Raw genomic sequence first — 17998 nt, forward strand, 5'->3', positions numbered from 1 at the left:
GTTCGGAGCTGGAGACGAGGGCGACCTCGAATTCCGGCGGGATGTCGGCCAGGCGATCCTCGGTGGGCGCGGGGCTCGGGGCTTCGGCCTTCGGCGCGGCGGCGACCTGCCAGGACTCGGCGGAGTCAGGAGGAGTCGCGGAGGGCTTGGGCGAATCTCCGGCCAGGCTGAATTCGAGCGTGTCGGCTTCAGCGTCCTGCGTGGCAATGACAGACACTGCCGGCGCATCTGCGGACTCGGGCGCTGCCGGTTGATCCGTTTCAGGGGCAGGCGCCGTGGAGATGGACGCCTCGACGGGAAGGGGCTCCGGCTTCGCGGCTTCGACGGCGATGGGCGCTTCCGGAACAGCCTCGGGCTTCAGCGACTCCACCAGGGCGGAGACGGGCTCCTTCGATTCCACGGCGATGGCGGACGTGGGTGCGCTGGGAGCGGCGTCCCACACAGGCTCGTGCGGCTCGGCGGCCATCACGTCCACAGCTTCGAGGGCGGCCGTGGGCTTGGAGTCCTTGGCCTCTTCATGCGGCTCTGAGGACAGGACGTCCAAGTCATTGAGGGCGGCCGTGGGCTTGGAGTCCTTGGCCTCCGCATGCGGCTTGGCGGACATCACGTCCAAGTCATTGAGGACGTCCGTGGGCTTGGAGTCCTTGGCCTCTTCATGCGGCTCGGCGGACAGGACGTCCAGATCGTCGAGGATGTCCGTGGCTTCGGCGGCCGTGGCCTCCGCATGCGGCTCGGCGGCCATCGCGTCCACGTCTTCGAGGACGGCCTTGGGCTCTGTGGCCTTGGCCTCTTCATGCGGCCTGGCGGACAGAACATCCAGGTCATCAAGGATGTCCGTGGCTTCGGTGGCCTTGGCCTCTTCATGCGGCCTGGCGGACAGAACATCCAGGTCATCAAGGATGTCCGTGGCTTCGGTGGCTTTAGCCTTTTCATGCGGCCTGGCGGACATCACGTCGACGTCTTCGAGGACATCCGTGGCTTCGGCGTCGGCCTTGGCTTCCGCATGCGGCTCGGCGGACATGACGTCGGCGCCTTCAAGAAGGTCCGTGAGCTGGGGCGCCTTGGCAGCTTCATGCGGCTCGGCGGACATGACGTCCACGTCTTCGAGGACGTCCGAGGCTTCGGCGGCGGCCTTGGGCGGCTCCGCGGACATCACGGCCATGGCTTCGACAACGTCCGAGGCTTTGGCGGCGGCCTTGGCCGACTCCGTGGACACGGCGTCCACGTCTTCGAGGATGTCGTCGTCGGAGAGATCATCCCCGGTCAGGACCGCGGCGGCGGGCTCAGACGCCTTCTCGGCAGGGGCCGCGATAGGCGCGGCGTTGAACGACTCGGGGCTCAGGCTGACGTCGGAGTCTTCGAGGAGCTCGGCGTCCAGCACCAGCTCGGACAACGACGCGGTCTGGGACGGCGGTGCGGCGGGAGCAGGCTTCGCGGCCGGCTGCGTCTCCGGCGCGCGCACAGAAGCAACAGCGGCCGGCGGGGCATTCTCGGAGGGATTGGAGACAGCGGGTGGCGGCTTCGTGGAAGGAACCTCCGCGAAGGCGTCCGCCCACTCCCCACCCAGGTCAGCCGACGGTGCGCTCGAGGCCGTTGCGGTGGGAGGAGGCTGCGCTCCCACCGAAGACAGCGCAACGACAGGACTCAGGCTTTGGACCGGCGCCACCGGAGCGTTCCCTCCAGGAGGGCTCGTCAGGGCAGACACGGTGCCCGACGGACGCCGGCTGACCGGTGTGGCATTCGGAGGACCAGAAGGCCCTTGAGCATTCGCTCCGGGACGCGGCGGCACACCGGCGGGAGGCATCGCGGCGGCGGCCGGCCCGGTGGGCCCCACGGCGACCGGCGCCACGGCTCCAGACGGAGGTCCCTGGCGCAGCGGTGCTCCGGGAGGCGGCTGCGCAGGCCGTGCCTGCGCGGCATTCGGAGGAACGGCGCCCGGAGGCCCCATGGGACGTGCACCTGGAGGAACCCCAGGCCCCGTCGGAGGACGCTGTCCCGGAGGAACAGGGCCCGCGCCAACCGGAGCCGTCATCACGGGCGGAGGCATCCCCGGGGCGGGCCGGGGCGCCGCGCCAGGAGGCATGCCCGGCGGCGGCCCGGCGCGGACCATTCCCGGCGGCAGGGGGGCGCCCGGAGGCCCCACCGGACGCGGCCCCACCGGAGGCGGAGCCCCCGGCGCGGCAGGACGCATGCCCGGAGGCGGCGTCTTCGGCACCGTGGGAATCCCTGTCGCGGAAGGCCGGGTCCCCGGAGGCACCGCGGGTCCAGCGCGTCCAATCATCCCAGGCGGCTGCGCTCCCGGAACGACGACCGGCGGAGGCGCCGCGCGCGCGGGTCCCCCTGCTCCAGGCGGAGGCCCACCCGCGACTGCTCCCGCCGGCATCCCAATCCCAGACGGAGGCACCCCACCCTGCCGGGCCACCAGGCCCGGAGGCTGTGCCGCCATGGTCAACCGGGGCGGGCCAGCGGGAGGACTCCCACCGGGCCGGGCCATCTCAATGACAGGCGGAGCACGCATCGGCTCGCCAATCACGATGTCCGGAAGCTCCTCGCCGACAATGGCCGCGTCGGCGATATCCTCTTCGGCCGCCGGATCCTCCGACTCATCACTGAGGAACTGTCCCGGCGCGAGCCCGCCGAACATCCCCGACACCTCGGGCTCCGCGCGCACGGGCGCGGGCGGAGGCGGCATGGCCGGCGGCGGAACCACCACCGGCGCCGCACCGGCAGGCGCCACCGACGACATGGACAGCGAGCGGCGCGCGGGCAACGGGACGGCCGGCTTCAGCGGGCGCGTCGGCCGGTCGATGCCGTAGCGCAGGTTCAGGTAGCGGAACAGCCGCAGCTCCGGCACCACGTACGGGACGATGCGCATCCCGGTGATGAACCCGAGCGCATCCGTGGTCTGCAGGTCCAGCGGGTTGGCCAGCGCGACCTTCAGCCGCCGGCCCTCCACCGCCAGCGGGAACGCCTGGTGCTTCTCCGCCTGATCCGCGGTGAGCAGCTTCAGCGTCGCATCCGTGACGGCGTCGAAGTCCGCCTCCATCGCGACAGGCAGGCGGGACAGCTCGCCCAGCACCATGCCCACCGTCTCGATGTCCAGGAACCCCAGCTCCACGAGCCGGGAGCCCAACCGGCCTCCGTGCACGAGCTGCGCGCTCATGCCCTGGTCGAGCTGCGCCTGCGTCAGGAGGCCCTTGCGGACCAGCGTCAATCCCAGCTTGTCGGCCATGTCGGCCCGCAGTCTAGACGGCTTCGCGGTGCCAATGAGAGGGTGCGCAAGAATACGACCTGCGCGCCCGTCCTGCCCGCCTGCTTGCCGCTACTCCGCTCAGTACGCGTTCTTCGACAGGAAGCCGCCCAGCGCGGTGCGCAGGAGGATCTTCAGGTCCATCAGGAGCGACCAGTTCTCGATGTAGTACAGGTCGTACTCGATGCGCTTCTGGATGGACGTCTGGCCGCGCAGGCCGTTGATCTGCGCCCAGCCGGTGATGCCCGCCTTCACCTTGTGGCGCAGGTGGTAGCGCGGAATCTGGCGCTTGAACTCCTCGATGAAGACGGGCCGCTCCGGACGCGGGCCCACGAGGCTCATGTCGCCCCGGAGCACGTTGAAGAACTGCGGCAGCTCATCCAGCGAGTACTTGCGCAGGAACGTGCCCACCGGCGTACGGCGCGCATCCACCGCGCTCGCCATGGTGGCGCCCTTCGCTTCGGCATCCACGCGCATGGTGCGGAACTTGAGGATGTGGAAGGTCCGCCCGTCCATGCCCATCCGCTCCTGGCGGTAGAGGATGGGGCCCTTGCTGGTGAAGCGCACGAGCAGCGCGGTGAACACCATCATCGGCGCGCTCACGGCGATGGCCAGCAGCGAGAACAGCACGTCGAACACGCGCTTGGCCACGCGGCTCCAGCCGTCCATGGGGTCGCCCTGGAGGCTGATGATGGGCAGGCCGCCGAACTCCTCCAGGCCGCCGTACAGGGTGATGTACTGGTACAGGTCCGGCACCACCTTGACGTCCACGGTGCGCAGCGCCAGCTGTTCCATCAGCGGCTTCACGCGCGCCTGGTCCTCCAGCGGCACGGCGATGATGACCTGATCCACGGGGTGGGCATCCAGGTAGGCCTCCACCTCGCCCACGTGGCCCACCACGCGCACGCCGCCCACCCACTGGCCGACCTTCTCTTCTTTCAGCGCCAGCACGCCCGTCACGCGGAAGCCCAGCTCGCGGTGGCTCTCCACGGTCTCGATGGTGCGCAGCCCCAGCTCCTCCTCGCCGATGACGAGGATGGACTTGAGGTTGTAGCCGCGCCGGCGCACCACGCTGAGCAGGTGGCGCATGGCCATGCGCGACACGGCAATGAGCGTGAACGCGTAGATGACGAAGATGGCCAGCGTGAGGCGCGAGTAGCGCTCGCGGATGAAGTACGTCACCGCCACCAGGACGAGCGTCGCGGTGATGGTGGCCTTGAAGAGCTCGAACAGCTCCCCCATGTGCGAGCGCGCGCGGTTGGTCGCGTACAGCCGCGCCCGCTGGAACGTCATCGGGAAGATGACGAGCACCATCACCAGGGAGACGAACGTCTCGGCCGGGGGCGGGACGCCCTCGGTGATGGGGAACACGCCGCTGAAGCGGGTGAAGTACGCGAGCACGAACGCCACACCGAGCATCCCCGCGTCGGCGGCGACCTTGATGGACGTGTAGAAGCGCTGCAGGCGACCGAACACCGCGATGACTCCTGTCGGGGGACGAAGACGGGCCGTCGGATGCAAGACACGCACCCTCAACCCCAGGCGCGTTCAGGCGCCCGGACCCCTCCCCCGGAGCGGCGTCCTAGCATGGGTTTTCCCGTGAATCCAACCGGTTGGACCGCAGGGCAGCGGACACAAACCGACATACCGAGCAGGCAGGCCTCGGGAAAGTGGGGACGGGGCGGACAGTGCTGTCACACCGCTGGGGACGTGCGGGACAGGCCCAGGAGGGAGTCCACCTCCGCCTGGATGGCCTGCTGGAAGCGGGAGCGGCTGAAGCGCTCGGCCTGGGCGCGGGCGTCCTGGGGGCGGAAGGAGGACTCCCACGCGTCGAACTGGCGCACGGCGGCGGCGAGCGACGCGGGGGTCTGCTCCGGGAAGAAGAGGCCCGTCTTCGGGGTGACGGTCTCCAGGGCGCCGCCCTTGCCGAAGGCGATGACGGGGCGCCCGGTGGCCTGGGCCTCCAGGGGAGTGATGCCGAAGTCCTCCTCCGGGGTGAAGAGGAGCGCGCGGGCGTCGCGGTAGAGGGCGGGGAGCGCGCTGTCGGGCACGTTGCCGAGGAAGCGGATGTGGGGCGGAAGCGGACCCGACGTGAGGCGCGAGGCCTCCTGTCCCGTGCCCACGACCCACAGGGGGGTGTCCAGGGTGCGGAAGGCCTCCAGGGCGACGTCCAGGCGCTTGTAGGGGGCGAAGGCGCCGAGCCACAGGAAGTAGCCGCCCTGCCCTCCCCCTTCGAGGGGCATCTGGGTGAAGCGCTCCAGCTCCACGGGAGGCGGGACGACGGAGGCCTCGCGGCCCCAGAAGCGGCGGATCTTCCCGGCGATGTGCTGCGAGTTGGCGACGATGCGGTCCACGCCATCGGTGGAGCTGCGGTCCCAGTGCTGGAGGTAGGGGCGCACGGCGAGGGCGGCGGCGCGCACGGGGAGGCGGGTGCGGCCGGGGCCGAAGTACGCGTCGAACAGGTCCCACATGTACCGCATGGGAGCGTGGACGTAGCTCAGGTGGGGCACACCGGGAGGCGCGTGGATGCCCTTGGCGACGCAGTGGCTGGAGGACAGGACAAGGTCGTAGTCGCCGGTGATGCGAAGGGCTTCGATGGCGCGAGGGAACAGCGGCAGGAAGTGCCGGTAGCGCGAGTGGATGCCGGGGATGTGCTGGAGGAACGACGTGGTGATGCGCCGGTTCTCGATGCGAGGGGGCTGGCTGCCCGGCTGGTGGATGAGGGTGTAGAGGTCCGCGCTGGGGAACAGTTCGCAGAGGGCGTCGAGGACGCGCTCTCCGCCGCGGTGGGTGACGAGCCAGTCGTGGACGAGGGCGACCTTCACGGGTGGGCCTTCTATCACTGGATGCGCGGCGGTGCGGGGGGAAGGCCGCGTGTGGTAGGCCAGGAAGCGTGCCTTCTGTCCTCCTCGACCTGAGAATGGTGCGCGGTCAGCTCCACGGCATCGCGAGGTACGCGCTGGAGCTGGCGCGCCGTCTGCCCGCCCTGGCCCCGGACCTGGAGTTCTCCGCGCTGGTGCCCGCGAAGGGTCTACCGGACGACCTGGGCGAACTGACGCCGAAGATTCCGCTGCACCGGTCCAGGGCGGGGTACCTGTCACCGACGGAGCAGCCCCTGCTCGCGTACGAGCTGACGAAGCTGAAGCCGGACCTGTTCCACGCGACGTCGTTCTCGCTGCCGCTGTTCTGGCCGGGGAAGTTGGTGGCGACGTTGCACGACGCGAACCACCTGGCGTTGGCGGACCAGTACACGCCGGTGCAGGCCATTTATTACAAGGCCGTAGTGGGGCCCCGGGCGCGGCTGGCTTCGGCGTTGATCACCGTGTCTGACTTCTCCCGGGAGGAACTGGGGAAGTATTTGATGATGTCACCGTACCGGTTCCAGGTGATCCACAACGGTGTGGACTCGCGGTTCGAACCGCCCACGGCTCGTGAAGCGCAGGCGTTTCGCGAGCGGCATGAGTTGCCGGAGCGATACGTGGCGGTTGTCGGCAATGCCAAACCCTTCAAGAACCTGGCGATGCTGGCGAAGTTCGCGGAGGACCTGCCGGTGCCGCTGGTGCTGCTCGCGGGCAAGGGCGCGGTGGCACATGAGACAGGTCTGCACGAGAACGTCATCGACCTGGAGCAACTGCCTGAGTCGGAGATGGCGTTGTTCTACGGTGCAGCGGCCGCGCTCCTGGTGCCGTCAAAATACGAGGGCTTTGGATTGCCAGCCCTGGAAGCCATGGCGGCGGGATGTCCGGTCATCGCAGCGGATGCAACGGCACTGCCGGAGGTCGTGGGCAACGCGGCGATCCGAATTGCTCCCGATGATTTCAACGCATGGCGCGAAGCCACGCTGCGAATCCTGCGTGACGACACACAGCGCAGGGAACTGATTGAACTGGGCAGGGAGCGGGCCGCGCGTTTCACCTGGGACACCTGTGCTGTACAGACTTTGGGCGTCTACCGACGCGTCACCCGGACGAACGCTTCCTGAGGTCACGAGTGTGCACCCTGCTGACCCGTAGCCTCACCTGTGTGCTGCTCCTCGTCGCATCGAACGCGACGGCCCAGGGCCTCATCCCACTCCAATCGTCATCCCCGAGAGCCGTGTCGCTGACCGTGAGTGGCGGCGTGTCCCTGGGGGCGTATGAGGCCGGGCTTCTGTATTACTCGGGGACGTCGTCGCAGGGAGAGCGCGCCGTGGACCTGCGGCTTGTAACAGGTGCATCCGCTGGGAGCCTCAACGCTCTGCTGGCGGTGATGGCGACCTGTGGTGTGGATGCCCCCACTCCGGGCCAATCCCTGTTTTGGGACATCTGGGTTCCCATCGGGTTCAACGACCTGTTCGTCCCGTCCTCGACGACGCCACTCGGTGTCTTCTCCCGCGAGGCCCTGGAACGGCGCGCTGGCCACATCGAACAGGCATGGAATCGTGGCCTGGATTCGTCCTGCGACGTGGTGCTCGGTGTCTCGACGACGCGCCTCTCGCCTCGTGCCCTCAAGGCTGCGAGTGGACGGCTTGACCTGCCGCGGCTCGAGGAGAAGTTCGCCATCCGCATCCAGGGACGCGGTCCGGGACGTCCTCCTCGCGCGACCAACTACACGACCCGCGAGGGCCGGCGTCTGGAATTGCTGCTGGAGACCGACGAGCAGGGGGAGATCCCCTTCGCGCATCTGCGCGAGCTGCTCCTCGCGTCCATGTCCTTCCCCATCGCGTTCCCGCCCCAGCCCCTGCGCACCTGCGCACCGACTGCCTCCACGAAGCTTGGGGTCTGCCTGCCAGCCGATGCGCGGCGGGAGCTCTTCATCGACGGCGGCGTCTTCGACAACACCCCTCTTCGTCTGGCTGTAGGGCTCGCGCGGGACGGCCTGCGCGAAACAGCGGACGGCAAGCTGGAGTGGCGTCCGGTTCCACAGCCAGATGTGCGCACGACGCCTCCGGGCGTCGCATTCGCCTTCATCGACCCGGACGCCACCGAGTATCCGGTTGCTCCCCGTACCCAGGCGGACGCCGGTCCCACCTCCCTGCCCGCCACGCTCGCGGAGCTCCTGGCCACCTTCGTGGACACAGCGCGGTCGAAGGAACTGGCCATGCTCCTGGAGGAGGAGCCAGAGATCGCCAAGCGCCTCACCCTTCCCCGTCGGCATTTTCCCGCTGCCGGTGCGCCCCTGTTCGCGTTCCTGGGCTTCTTCGAAACCAGCTTCCGTGTCTTTGATTTCTACCTGGGCATGTATGACGCCCGCCGGATGATGGATGACGCGTTCCGGGAAGGACGGACGCAGGCCGAAAAGCCACGCGCGACGGCGATGGATGGCCTTGGCGGATGGCAGCCCTTCGCTTGCATGAGCGCCGTCTATGACGCCTCACCGGGCGCGGAGCAGCTGTGTCAGGGCGAAGCGCTGGCGGACTTCCGGGCGCTGCTGCAGATGTCCCTGGACCAGCTCTACGACGCCTGTAGCAAGCCCGAGGTGACAGCCCCCGCTGGCGCCTGGCGCAACACGCACTGTGACCGAGCCCTCGCGGGACAGCCGCCGCCCAGGGTCCCCGGTCTCCAGCCTGACGAATGGCCGAAATGGAAGCAGGCCGACAACGAATCGGAACTGGCGTATTCGATGCGACTGCTCGGAGCCTATGGCTTCAGCTTCCGCGACCTCGGCGTGCCGAAGGGCCGGGGGGATCTCGCCGTCCTGCGCATCCGCCATTCACTCGGAGCCGCCGCCCTCCGGCTCGCGGAGGCGCAGCCCCCTTCCGACAAGCCCACGGTCCGCTTCGCCAGCAAGCTCGCGGTGGACAGCATCAGCTATGAGCCCCAGCGTCTGTCGCTGCACGTCACCATGGGGCCCACGGAGAGCGAGGTGGGCCTGAGCGTCGGAGCCTCCGCGTTGCCGCTGTCGTCCGGACTTCGCTTCGCGGGTGCGGTCGGGTTCCGGGGACTCGAGGACGTCCTCTCCTCCGGCAGCAGCAGTGATCCCTTCGGCGTGGTGCTCACGGGCGGACTGGAGCTCCAGCCCCGCTCGGAGCAGACCTTCCTCTCCCAGAGCCGGCTCGCGCTTCGCGCCGGCTGGTTGTTCAGCGCGAACGACGACTACGGGACGAACCACTGCACGGACGGCGGCGCCAGCCACGTGACCGCGTGCTCGCGGCCCGTCGTCCAGGCGCTCGTGGGCATCACGTTCCTGGAGTTCCTCCGCGCCCAGGTGGTCGGCGAGTGGTATCCGGGAAGCAGCACTCGGAAGACGCTCTGGTCCGTGGCCCCAGGCATCGGCCTGGAGCTTGGACTCTGATAACTCCTCGCGAATCACCAGGATCGGACCCTCCTGCGATCCGTGGCGCGGGCGGAAAGTCACCTACATTCATGATCTCCATTCGTTCCATCGCTCTCTCCTGTGTGGTCATGCTCGGCTTCTTCGCCGCTTGCAGTGACGATTCCCCCAACCCCGGCGGGACACCCGACGCCTCGGTGCCGGATGCCTCGGTGCCTGAAATGTGCACCGACGCTGGCACCACGCAGTGCGGTGATACCTGTGTGAGCACCGACAGCGACCCGGCTCACTGTGGCGGGTGCGACCAGGCTTGTACGACCACCGAGGCATGTGAGGCCGGCGTCTGCGTCGCGGTCTGTCGGATCGGCGACCTGCAGGTCGCGTCTGGAGCGGTGAACCCTGCGAACGCGTGCGAGCAGTGCACGCCTACGACATCCGCGACCACGTGGACGCCGCTCGCGGACGGGACGGCCTGCGGCACGGGACAGATCTGCTCGGCCAACGCGTGCAGCGCGAAGTGCCTCATCGACGGCACGGTCTACTCCGAGGGGACGCCAAACCCGGCGAATGCCTGCGAAGTGTGCACGCCCGCGACGTCGACGACGACGTGGACACCGCGTCCGAGCGTTCCGCTGCTGGTCGGCGGCGTCGACATCGCGGAGCAGGGCTGGGCGACGGTCGCGCAGGCGCCGAACGAGATTACGTACGGCGACGGCTACGTCCGCCTCGCGACGTCGACGACCGTCGGCGGTCGAACGAGCGGGCAGTTGCTCATCACACGGGCGAATGCGTTTGACGCAACGAAGCCGGTCAAGATCCGCGTGACGATGCAAGTCGAGTCGGCGAACAACCACAACTCGCTGGACAGCGGCGCGGCCATCATGGGGAGCTTCACCCCGCCTTTCGGTAACTCCGCGGATCGCTCGCAGATGATCTACCTGGACAGCGCGGCGATTGGCTGGGCGGATGACACCCAGTCCTCGGCGTTCGCCGTGACAGATGGCGCGTATCACGTCTACGAACTCGCGGTGGATGCCGCGAAGGTGGCGACGGTGAGCGTCGACGGCGTCGCGAAGCTCACGCGGAACAACTTCTCGGCGACCGGCACCATCGCCATCGGCGACCAGACCAACGACCCGAACGTCGACGGAGCGGTGCGGATCAAGTCGGTCGAGCGGCTCTGTCCCTGAGCCTCAGAGCCTGTCCGACAGCCGGACAGGTTTGAACCTCCCAGCGGGCCTGGTGTTACGTGTGGGCCATGATCGGGAAACGGTTGGCCTCTTGTGAGAGCGGCAGATTGCGCACGAAGAGGTCAGCCTCCGTGTCCTCCCCGGCCGGCGCAGCCCCCGGCCAGTAGCGCTCCGGAGTGAAGCCAAACCGGATGGACCGGATGGGTTGGTCAATCAACCGGGGGATCCAGGCCCGCAGGTCGAAGGGTTCACGGGCGAAGACGTCATCGAGGTACAGCGTCTCACCTTCGACTCCCGCGAACACCCAGGCCTCCGTTCCCAGCTGGCGCAATGGCCGCGCGAAACCATTGGCCACGGGCCAGCTCGCCACCGTCGCGTAGCCCCGCGCGCCGAAACGCTCGGTTGAGGGGAGACCCTCGCTGGAAAGCGCGGCGAGCCCGGCGCGCACCTCCGCGTCATCCAGATTGAGCGTGGGCGCGGGTGGGCCTTCCGGCACGGCGTCGTACGTGGCGGCGAACAGCGTCTGCATCTGCGGCTGGAACCCGAAGCGCGGGTAGAACTGGCGCACCTTGGGGTTGGCGAAGAGCAGCACGGGCGCATCCCCACATGCGTCCAGCGCGGCGTTCATGACCACCCGTGACAGGCCTCTCCCTCGATGTGACGGCAAACACCCCACGGCGCCGAACTGGTAGCCCGTCACCTCGCGCCCCTCCAACCGCAAACGCATCTGCATCACGGAGGCATTGGCCACCACACGCCCGGACTCGATCAGGGCGAACGCGCGGTAGTCGTCGTTCCATTCGCCCCATTCGCGCCAGCGACGGAAGTCCGCACGGCGGAACACCTGGGGCACGTAGTCGCAGAACAGCTCCTGCAAGGCCCTGTCTTGCGGTCCGATCCGGGTGACCGTGTGGAGGTCCATCATTCAGCTCCGAGTGTGCCTGGGAGAAGGCTCACCAGCCGTTGTGGTGCCGCATCCACTCACCATACACGCTGATGTCCGACGCGCACGGCCCCTGCCCCGTCGTGTTGTAGGGCGGCGGCGCAGTGAGCGTGCCGGCGTTCCCCTTGGGCGGCGCGAAGTAGACCGTGGACGGCGTGAGCTGGGGGCAGTTCTCCGTGCCAGGGCCATACCACTCCACCCAGTTGATGATGGAGCCACTGAGCCAGTTGCGGCCCCACGGTACGCGGATCCGGCCGACCACGGTTTCGGTCTGGGTGCTGTCGTTGATGATGACGCCCAGCCACCATTCCCCTTGTGCGTCCGCTCCGTTCTGCCAGACGCGCACGCGGTAGTACTGCCCGGCCACCCAGTTGAACGGCACCAGGGTCTGGTACCCCACCCCTTCGTGCGAGAACGGCTGGCAGATGGCGCCGCTCACGTTCGAGCAGGTCGCGCCATTGGCTCCCCAGATGGAGAACACGGCGCGCTTCCCGTTGGGGTCCGTCTGGATGCCGATGTACCCCGCGTCGCCTCCCGTCTTGAAGGCGAACTGCGCGGCATAGAAGTACCAGGGGGCGACGTGGGTCGCGTCCGCGGCCGGGTCGTTCGACGGGAAGATGGTCAGGTCGAAGTTGTAGAGCCCCTGAGCCGGCACATTCTGCACGTCCCAATAGGAATACGTCTGGTTGACCTTCACCAGGGACTGCGAGGTGGTCGCCAGCGTCTCTGTCTCAGCCCGCGGCTCAGTCCCGCCACAGGCAAGGAGGGAACCCAGACAGAAGGGAGTCAGCACTTGAAGGAATCGGGTCATGGCGCCGCTCTCTGGCCAGTCCACCCACGTCCGTCAAGACATTCCTTTCCAACTACCCTGGTTTCACTGATTCCTGACTGTCCTGGCCGTACCAGCATAGCCCCAGCCCCCAGATGAGCATGAACGACAGGTGCACGCTGGGGTGGAACGGCAGGTAGTGCACCAGGGCCAGCACGTGGAAGCCCACGAAGGACAGCAGCGCTCCCGTGGCGGGAATGGAGCCTGCCCGGTGCCTTCGGATCAACGCCCTGGCCAACAGGCCGTGCATCGTCGCCAGCAACACCAAGCCCACGAGCCCTGTCTCCGCCCAGGCCGTCAGCCAGATGTTGTGCGAGTCCGTGGCCAGCAGGTCCGTGATGCCTGTCTCCGCCTGCGTCGCCAGGGCCGCGGGTTTGTGATTGCCGAAACCCACGCCCACCCAGGGGTGCTCACGCACCAGGCGCCAGCCCACGGACATTGCCAGCGAGCGCTCTCCGCTGCCGAAGAGGTTGTCTACCGCCTTGCCGAACCGCTCCCTCCACGCGGGCGTCAGCAGCACCAGGATCACCAGCGCCACCGCCACTCCGAGCCCGGCCTTCCTTGCCGTCCCCCGTAGCAACAGCAGCAGCGCCAGCACGCACACGCCCAGCGCCGCTCCCAACGCTGCTCGCGCGAACGCTCCGTAGATGGACAGCAGCAGCCCCAGCACCATCACCCCGGCCAGCACCCGCCGCCTCGTCACCTTCGACCGGCCGATCACCGCCAGCGCCGGGCCCAACACGGCAATGGCCCCGTGCGCGAACCGCAGCCGGTGGAAGAAGAAGCCTCCCGCCGCGTACCTCGGGTTCTCCTCCGTTCCGAAGTTCTCGTGCAGGCGCGACAGGTTCAGCTTCGTGAACTTCGGGGGCTCCCAGGGCCAGGGCACGCGGTGCTGGAAGAAGCCCAGCGCCGCCGCTGCCAGCCAGCCTCCCGCGATGAGGCCTCCCAGCATCAGCCACGGCACTCCCAGCGTCCCGATGCAGGCGACTGCCGCCGCCGCCACCGTGTCCAGCGCCTGGCCGTACCTCGCGCCCCGGGGCCACTTCGTCGCGGCTCCCGTCATCAGCGCCACCGCTGGGGAGAGGAGTTGCCAGACACACAGGGCGACGCTCGCCAGCACGAACGCCCTGACGTCCTTCTCCAGCCGCAGGCGCTTCGTCACCGCCAGCGCCAGGGCCAGCGCCGTGGCCAGGATGGCTCCGGCCTGGAGCACCGCCTCCGCCAGCACCAGCCCCACCGCGTAGAGCCCCAACACCGCGGCGACCGCCGTCCTCCAGCGCCCTGCCTTGACCGTGTTCGTGTCCGTGACCATGCCGTGCGCCTCGAACTCGCGAGGCGGCCGGACCCTATCCCACCTCGTGCTCCCCTGCCCTTGCGGACTGGACCTGGAATCCCCGGCACTGGCGCCCATCGCCACTTTTCACGCGCTTGACGTTGGCGGTCCGGACGGGCACGCGTTACCCAGGGGCCTTTCCCGGGTCCCCCCTTCCGCCATGCGCACCACCCATCGACCGTTCACCACCCTGGCTCTGGCGCTGTCCCTCTTCGTGGCCGCGCTGGAGATGACCGTCGTCTCCACCGCCATGCCCACGGTGGTCAGCGACCTGGGCGGCATCCAGCACTACGCGTGGGTCTTCACCGCGTACATGCTGTCGTCCACCATCACCGTCCCCATCTACGGGAAGCTCGCCGATCTCTACGGCCGCAAGCCCATCATCCTCTTCGGCAGCACCCTGTTCCTCGCGTCCTCCATCGCGTGCGGCCTCTCCACGTCGATGAACATGCTCATCGCCTTCCGCGTCCTTCAGGGCCTGGGCGCCGGTGCCATGCAGCCCATCGCCATCACCATCATCGGGGACATCTACACGCTGGAGCAGCGCGGGAAGGTCCAGGGCGCGTTCAGCGCGGTGTGGGGTCTCGCCGGCCTCGCGGGGCCGCTCACCGGTGGCCTCATCGTGAAGTACCTCACGTGGCACTGGATCTTCTTCATCAACATCCCCATCGGCATCGCGTCCATGGTGCTGCTCGTCGCGTTCTTCCACGAGCAGCTCAAGCCCAAGGCGCGGGCCCGGCTCGACTACGCCGGCGCGGCGCTGCTGGCCTCGGGCGTGGTGGCGCTGCTGTTCGGCGTGCAGGGTTCGGGGCGGACACTGCTCGCCCTGCCCGTCGCCGCCCTGCTCCTCACCGCGTTCGTGTTCGTGGAGCTTCGCGCCGCCGAGCCCATCATCCCGATGGGCATCTTCAAGATTCCCACCATCGCCATCTCCAACCTGGCCGGTGCCCTCTTCTCCGCCGCCCAGTTCGGCGCGACCACCTACGTGCCCCTGTACGTGCAGGGCGTCCTCGGCGGTTCCGCCACGATGGCGGGCGGGATGATCACTCCGATGATCGTCGGCTGGCCGCTGGCGAGCCTCATTGGCGGCAGGCTCATGGTCCGCACCGGGTTCCGGCCGCTCATCGTCGGCGGGCTGGGTCTGGCTTCCATTGGCACCGTGCTGATGGCGCTGCTGCTCAAGCCGGGGGCCTCCATGCTCGTGCCGCAGATCGCCATGGGGCTGTTTGGCGTGGGCCTGGGCTTCGCCGCCATGGCCACGATGGTCGCGGTCCAGACCACCGTGGGCTGGGAGCTTCGCGGCGTGGCCACGGCCAGCAGCATGTTCTTCCGCACCATCGGCGGGTCGCTGGGCGTGGGCGTGATGGGCGGCGTGCTGGTGTCGCAGCTCATGAAGGACCCGAGCGTCCCCGTCAGCGCGGCCACGGAGCTGCTCGGTCCCGAGCATGGACGCGGGCTGGCTCCCGCCATCCTGGAGACGCTCGGCAGCGCGCTGAACACGGGCCTGTCCATCAACTTCTGGATCATGTGCTCGGCGATGATCGCCGCGTTCATCGCGGGCCTGTTCTTCCCCAAGCTGAAGCGCATCTCCACGCCGGTGAACATGTCCGACGTGCCCGCCTCCCACTGACCTCGGGACTGCGTGCGATGCTTCGCGGACCCTGCCCCGGTCCGCGAAGCCGCGCGCCAGGTGCTACTCCGCGCTGGCGCTCAGCGGCGTGCAGGTCACGTTGGCGGGCACGGACCACAGCGCGTTACCCCAGACGCCGGAGTACGCCCGGAAGTAGATCTTGCTGCCCACGCGCGTGAACTCCTCGGGCCTTTCGCCTCCTGGGCTGGACGTGGTGACGCGCCCCGTGCCCGCTGGCGTGCCATTCGTCACCTGCGGCATGAGCCCCAGGTCGCCGTCCCCGGAGCTGAAGAGCAGCGTGCCGGAGCCCGTGTCGAAGAGGGGCGAGCTGTACTCGTCGGCCGTGGTGAGCCTCTGGCTGAGCTGCCGCGTCCCTCCCGCCGTGCCGTCCGTCACCCACAGCCCGACCTGGCGAGGCGCGGGGCCCGGCGAGCTGATCGCCATGGACAGGTAGAGCTTGCCCCCCGACTCCGCCGAGGTCTGCACGTAGGGCGTGTTGTCCGGCTGTCCAGGAAAGGCATTGGGCAGCGTCGTCACCGTGGCCTTCCCACCTCCGGAGAGAGACAGGCGATTGAGCTTCAACCGCTCGCCATCATCGGTGAGCGTGGACAGGTAGACGTAGGAGCCCAGCGTCCCCAGCAGCCGCGCCTGCTTGCCGAAGGTGTCCAGGCGCACCGTGCCCGCCGCCGTACCATCCGTCCGCCACACCTCCGTCCCGGAGGAGTCCTCCAGCGTGAACAACCCGGTGCCGCTCGCGGTGACGCGCGTCGCCGTCACGAAGGGGATCCCCGCGTCCACGCGCTTGACCAGTTGGGTGCCCGCCACCGTGCCGTCCGTCCGCCACAGGCGCGTGCCCTGGGTCGCGTCCTGGAGGAAGAACAGCAGCGCGCCCCCCGTGCGCAGCGTGGGATAGGCCCGGGTCGACGCCGAGCCGAAGTCCATCACCCGGAACGTCCCCGCCGCCGTGCCGTCCGAGCGCCACAGCTCGACCGCGCCCCCCACGTTCCGGAAGAAGGTCAGCGCGCCGCCCAGCGAGGTGAGGTCCGACAGGGAGGAGCCCGAAGCGCCCGGCGTGATGTCCTTGACGAGCCGGGTCCCCGCCGCGGTGCCATCACTCACCCACGGCTCGGAGCCCACCGCCGGGTCGTCCATCGTGAAGAAGACCCGCGAGCCCACGGCCGTGAGGGACGCGAAGTTCCGGTAGTCCAGGCCCACGAACGGAAACTCCCTCACCGGCACGGTACCCACCGAGGTGCCATCACTGCGCCACAGCCCACCCGTGCTCCGGTAGGGGTCCACGGTGAAGTAGAGCGTGCCCTGCACGTTCGTCAGCTCCGCGGGGATCGGCCGGAACGGCGACGGCAAGGGATCCCCCGGAGCAACGAGGTCCTTCACCTTGGTGGCCGCCATGGCGGGTGTGCACGCCCGCGCCTGGACCTGCTGCTCCTGGGCCGCTGGCGGCTCCAGGTCCTGCGCTCCACCACAGCCCACGAACGACAACCCCGCCAGGACCCACCCGAATCGCATACGCATTTCCCAACTCCTTGTCAGACGAAAGCAAGGGACGGTGGGACGCGTGTCGATGCCTGCCAACGTGGCCTGGAAGGGCTGGAGCCTGAGGTAAACACAACGGTTGCGCAAAGGCCGATGCGCTGTCGGGAAACCGACGCGCCCGACTTTTCCCATCACAGACATTGCATGGCGCGGGCCAGCTGGAGTCCCATGGCTGCCGGGGGATGCACGGCGCTCCTTCAGGAGATGAAAGATGGCGGGTCCGCTGAGTGGCGAGGAGCTTGGAAAGATCGATGCCTACTGGCGCGCGGCGAACTACCTGTCCGTCGGGCAGATCTACCTCAAGGACAACCCGCTCCTGGAGCGGCCCCTCACCCGCGAGGACATCAAGCCGCGCCTGCTGGGGCACTTCGGCACCACGCCCGGCCTCAACTTCATCTACGTGCACCTGAACCGCATCATCCGGAACCACCGGGCCAACATGATGTATCTCATTGGCCCCGGCCACGGCGCGCCCGGCATCATCGCCAACACGTTCCTCGAAGGCTCCTACACGGAGCTGTACCCCAACATCGAGCGCAACCGCGACGGCATGAAGCGCCTGTTCCGCCAGTTCTCCTGGCCCTACGGCGTCCCCAGCCACGACGCGCCGGAGGTCCCCGGCTCCATCAGCGAGGGCGGCGAGCTGGGCTACTCGCTGCTGCACGCGTACGGCGCCGTGCTGGACAACCCGGACCTCATCGTCCCGTGCGTCGTCGGCGACGGCGAGGCGGAGACCGGCGCGCTCGCCGCGAGCTGGCACTCCAACAAGTTCATCAACCCCATCACCGACGGCGCCGTGCTGCCCATCCTGCACCTCAACGGGTACAAGATCGCCAACCCCACGGTGCTCGCGCGCATCGACCCCGACGAGCTGGAGTCTCTCTTCAAGGGCTACGGCTACAAGCCCTACGTCCTGGAGGGCGACGACCCGAAGGACATGCACCAGCGGATGGCGGAGGTGCTCGACACCCTCTACGCCGAAATCCAGCGCATCCAGCGCCACGCCCGGGAGAAGAA

The 17998-nt window shown here is 68.6% G+C and carries 12 protein-coding genes; 5 read left to right on the top strand and 7 right to left on the bottom strand.

Going from position 1 to position 17998, the window contains the following annotated elements; translation table 11 throughout:
- From D7W81_RS44225 to D7W81_RS29365, 3 genes are all read right to left on the bottom strand, one after another.
- Positions 1-3232 (bottom strand): GspE/PulE/PilB domain-containing protein (locus D7W81_RS44225; RefSeq protein WP_208721494.1); only part of this gene is annotated, 3232 nt, incomplete at its 3' end.
- Between the two features lie 99 nt (positions 3233-3331).
- Positions 3332-4726: an undecaprenyl-phosphate glucose phosphotransferase gene (locus D7W81_RS29360; RefSeq protein ID WP_120558705.1), complete on the bottom strand. Its 1395-nt coding sequence runs from the start codon at positions 4724-4726 to the stop codon at positions 3332-3334.
- A gap of 218 nt (positions 4727-4944) precedes the next feature.
- Positions 4945-6075 (bottom strand): glycosyltransferase, encoded by a 1131-nt coding sequence (locus tag D7W81_RS29365; protein ID WP_120558706.1) that lies wholly within the window; start codon positions 6073-6075, stop codon positions 4945-4947.
- 95 nt (positions 6076-6170) lie between these two features.
- Here D7W81_RS29365 and D7W81_RS29370 point away from each other — a divergent pair, with 95 nt between their 5' ends.
- The 3 genes from D7W81_RS29370 (at position 6171) to D7W81_RS29380 (ending at position 10692) form a co-directional block, all read left to right on the top strand.
- A complete protein-coding gene (locus D7W81_RS29370; RefSeq protein ID WP_244227507.1) occupies positions 6171-7232 on the top strand; it encodes a glycosyltransferase family 4 protein in 1062 nt (353 codons plus the stop codon).
- 113 nt (positions 7233-7345) lie between these two features.
- The gene (locus D7W81_RS29375) at positions 7346-9523 is read left to right on the top strand and encodes a patatin-like phospholipase family protein (protein ID WP_244227506.1); all 2178 of its coding nucleotides are present in this window, start codon (positions 7346-7348) and stop codon (positions 9521-9523) included.
- A gap of 71 nt (positions 9524-9594) precedes the next feature.
- The gene (locus D7W81_RS29380) at positions 9595-10692 is read left to right on the top strand and encodes a hypothetical protein (RefSeq protein ID WP_120558709.1); all 1098 of its coding nucleotides are present in this window, start codon (positions 9595-9597) and stop codon (positions 10690-10692) included.
- Between the two features lie 55 nt (positions 10693-10747).
- Here the strand turns inward: D7W81_RS29380 and D7W81_RS29385 are convergent, their stop codons facing one another.
- The 3 genes from D7W81_RS29385 to D7W81_RS29395 form a co-directional block, all read right to left on the bottom strand.
- Complete coding sequence (locus D7W81_RS29385; RefSeq protein ID WP_120558714.1) at positions 10748-11614, bottom strand: GNAT family N-acetyltransferase; 867 nt, start codon at positions 11612-11614, stop codon at positions 10748-10750.
- 31 nt (positions 11615-11645) lie between these two features.
- Complete coding sequence (locus tag D7W81_RS29390) at positions 11646-12332, bottom strand: DUF3472 domain-containing protein (protein WP_158621715.1); 687 nt, start codon at positions 12330-12332, stop codon at positions 11646-11648.
- Between the two features lie 166 nt (positions 12333-12498).
- On the bottom strand, positions 12499-13776 hold the full coding sequence (locus D7W81_RS29395) for an O-antigen ligase family protein (protein ID WP_120558711.1): 1278 nt from the start codon (positions 13774-13776) through the stop codon (positions 12499-12501).
- Positions 13777-13957: 181 nt separating this feature from the next.
- Between D7W81_RS29395 and D7W81_RS29400 the strand changes: the two genes are divergently transcribed.
- The gene (locus D7W81_RS29400; RefSeq protein WP_120558712.1) at positions 13958-15427 is read left to right on the top strand and encodes an MDR family MFS transporter; all 1470 of its coding nucleotides are present in this window, start codon (positions 13958-13960) and stop codon (positions 15425-15427) included.
- Positions 15428-15490: 63 nt separating this feature from the next.
- Here the strand turns inward: D7W81_RS29400 and D7W81_RS29405 are convergent, their stop codons facing one another.
- A complete protein-coding gene (locus tag D7W81_RS29405) occupies positions 15491-16960 on the bottom strand; it encodes an ELWxxDGT repeat protein (protein WP_120558713.1) in 1470 nt (489 codons plus the stop codon).
- A 232-nt stretch (positions 16961-17192) separates the two neighbouring features.
- Here D7W81_RS29405 and D7W81_RS29410 point away from each other — a divergent pair.
- Positions 17193-17998: phosphoketolase family protein (locus D7W81_RS29410; RefSeq protein WP_497747186.1), on the top strand; the 806-nt coding region annotated here is incomplete at its 3' end.

The organism is Corallococcus aberystwythensis, from assembly GCF_003612165.1.
GTDB lineage: Bacteria > Myxococcota > Myxococcia > Myxococcales > Myxococcaceae > Corallococcus > Corallococcus aberystwythensis.

Excerpts from the sequence above, each read along its gene's own strand:
- D7W81_RS29370 (WP_244227507.1), top strand. The coding sequence starts at position 6,171 with ATGGTGCGCGGTCAGCTCCACGGCATCGCGAGGTACGCGCTGGAGCTG.
- D7W81_RS29380 (WP_120558709.1), top strand. The coding sequence starts at position 9,595 with ATGATCTCCATTCGTTCCATCGCTCTCTCCTGTGTGGTCATGCTCGGC.
- D7W81_RS29385 (WP_120558714.1), bottom strand. The coding sequence starts at position 11,614 with ATGGACCTCCACACGGTCACCCGGATCGGACCGCAAGACAGGGCCTTG.
- D7W81_RS29395 (WP_120558711.1), bottom strand. The coding sequence starts at position 13,776 with ATGGTCACGGACACGAACACGGTCAAGGCAGGGCGCTGGAGGACGGCG.
- D7W81_RS29400 (WP_120558712.1), top strand. The coding sequence starts at position 13,958 with ATGCGCACCACCCATCGACCGTTCACCACCCTGGCTCTGGCGCTGTCC.
- D7W81_RS29405 (WP_120558713.1), bottom strand. The coding sequence starts at position 16,960 with ATGCGTATGCGATTCGGGTGGGTCCTGGCGGGGTTGTCGTTCGTGGGC.